The organism is Gemmatimonadota bacterium, from assembly GCA_026706345.1.
Lineage (GTDB): Bacteria > JAAXHH01 > JAAXHH01 > JAAXHH01 > JAAXHH01 > JAAXHH01.
In genome coordinates this window covers 1-2,013 of the sequence record JAPOYX010000228.1, presented here as the reverse complement: position 1 = coordinate 2,013, position 2,013 = coordinate 1, and the positions used below count along the sequence as shown (strand labels likewise).

At 61.9% G+C, this 2,013-nt stretch carries 2 protein-coding genes; both read right to left on the bottom strand.

The features are described 5' to 3' along the window. Positions 1–337, bottom strand: a 337-nt coding sequence (locus OXG98_16150) for an ATP-binding protein (GenBank protein MCY3773540.1), incomplete at its 3' end; no start/stop codon positions are given. Between the two features lie 73 nt (positions 338–410). Beyond that, positions 411–1,394: a hypothetical protein gene (locus OXG98_16145; GenBank protein MCY3773539.1), complete on the bottom strand. Its 984-nt coding sequence runs from the start codon at positions 1,392–1,394 to the stop codon at positions 411–413. Between the last annotated feature and the right edge of the window lie 619 nt (positions 1,395–2,013).

The window sequence follows — 2,013 nt, the reverse complement described above, 5'->3', positions numbered from 1 at the left end:
CCTTGATGACCAGAACCTCCAGTTGTTGGCCTTGTAGTGAAACTTGAGGAAGATAAATGTCGGGATAGACCCCGCCGGCAAAGCCGGCAGTCGATAGTGTATGCACGATGTCGGCCTGATTCCTTTTGGATGGGGCTTGTAGGCCAATCACCGAGCCCGTGTCGTCCACACCATAGATGATGTAACGATCCCCGGTGTGTCGCGTGGAGTTGGCGAGACAGACAATGTCGTGGATCAGGTCTCCCGCCTTGGAATGCTGCTCACGCTTGAAGTCCCAGTGATCGCCTTCCTTCCCGGTGGCAATCAATTCGGCAATTGTTCGGGAAAGGTTTGTCATGCGAGGAGGGGCAGTCCTTCACAACTCAAGCAGATTGCGACAATCACCTGTTTCCGCACCCAATGGCCAGCGATCAGGTCGTTTCCGGTGTCGACAGTTTCCGGACCGGCAGCATGTCGGCGAGTTTGGCGCCGGAAACCTCTCGATACAGTTCATACCACCCTTTCCCGAGGCGGACGACCTTGCCGCCAACAGCACAGAACCCAAATACCGCCAGCGGCATCATCAGAGGCGCCGCAAGGGGTATGAGGGCGGGGAACGTCAAAGCGACAACGGCCATGACACCAGATATTGCTGCACCGGCGCCTGCGGATGTGGCCACTGCACGGCCCAGGCGCCGATACATTTCCTCCCGGGTGATCTCGCCGCGTTGATACGCGAGACCGTATTCCAGACCGGAGACCACGCAAGCTACGGCAGCGCCGGCTGCAGCGCCGACGAATACGCGTGACGCTACTTTCTCGAGCGCAGCGACAAACGCGGTTTCCGAGAGAACCCGGGCTGCCGCCTCAATCTCGGCCCCGGTCATCTGCTCCGCGCCCCGGCTCCGGTTCAGTCCGGCAAATTCAAATATCCCATTCGTCGCCTCGTTGCCGCCTCCCTTGCTGTAGGGAACGATATGGCTCCAGTCAAAACCGTCGAGACGCTTCGCCACTTCCTCCGGGCCGAGAGCACGCAGCTGTTCCGGAATCGACTCCCACACGAGTCGAGCCTCCTCCAGACTCCTGTTGACACCTCTGGTGCCGGCATAGAGGTACCTGGTGGGGTCGATGGTGCTCCAGTCCAGACTCTCAGCAAAACCGGTCAGGGTTTCATTGGCCACGCCGAAACCGACCGCAATGCCGGACGCTCCCGAACGAACGAGGGCGCCACCCTTTTCCGCGGCAACCGTCCCGGCTGCAGAGAGGTCCCCAGCGGCGCGGGTAGCACCAGCACGGACAGCAGAGGCAGCTGTGTCTGTCACCGCCTCGACCGACGCCCCGACGGTCGCGGCAGTCCGCCTGATCCGATCTGTTACCCTCTTCCCAGCCATAGGATCCGGTTTGCCATCTGCCATGACTACCTCCGCTGCGCCGGAGAATACATCAGCAAACAACGCCGGTCGTCAGGTGCATTGGAAGGTCCGTTCGTTCGGTCCGTTTCAGGGCCGCGCCCGTCTCCGGTTGCCCGGCGAACCGGACTCCGGGAATGGGCGTTGCCGGCAGGACGGCAGTATCGAAAACTGAATTTCGTTCACAATGTCTGAAATATTTCCCTTTTAGCTTGATAAAAGTGAATCATCGTCTATATTGGGTCGAGAGGAAGCGGCGTCCGGAGGCTGCTTCCTCTTCCGCGCCGGCGCCGGCGCCGGCGCGGAAAAACGCCTGAGAAGCCGACAGGAGAAGTGCGTCCTGTATTCGGGTTGGCTTTCGCGCGGGCGGGCGCGGGCAATCAGGCGCGCGAACCGCGCCGACGCCGACACGCGCCTGCGCCCGCGCAGGATACGCGCGAATTAGGGTCCCGCCGCTCCGGGGAACCGGGCGGTGGAAGGAGTGGAACGAGGTGGAACGAAACGGGATGGAGGGACGACATGCAGGATGCAGGAGGACGGAGCTTCGCAAGGACGGGTCCGCTGCCGCAAACCTCCTCTCCCGCTCGCGGGAGAGGCCGGGAGAGGGCCAGCGGCCGTGCGGCCT

Excerpts from the sequence above, each read along its gene's own strand:
- OXG98_16145 (MCY3773539.1), bottom strand. The coding sequence starts at position 1,394 with ATGGCAGATGGCAAACCGGATCCTATGGCTGGGAAGAGGGTAACAGAT.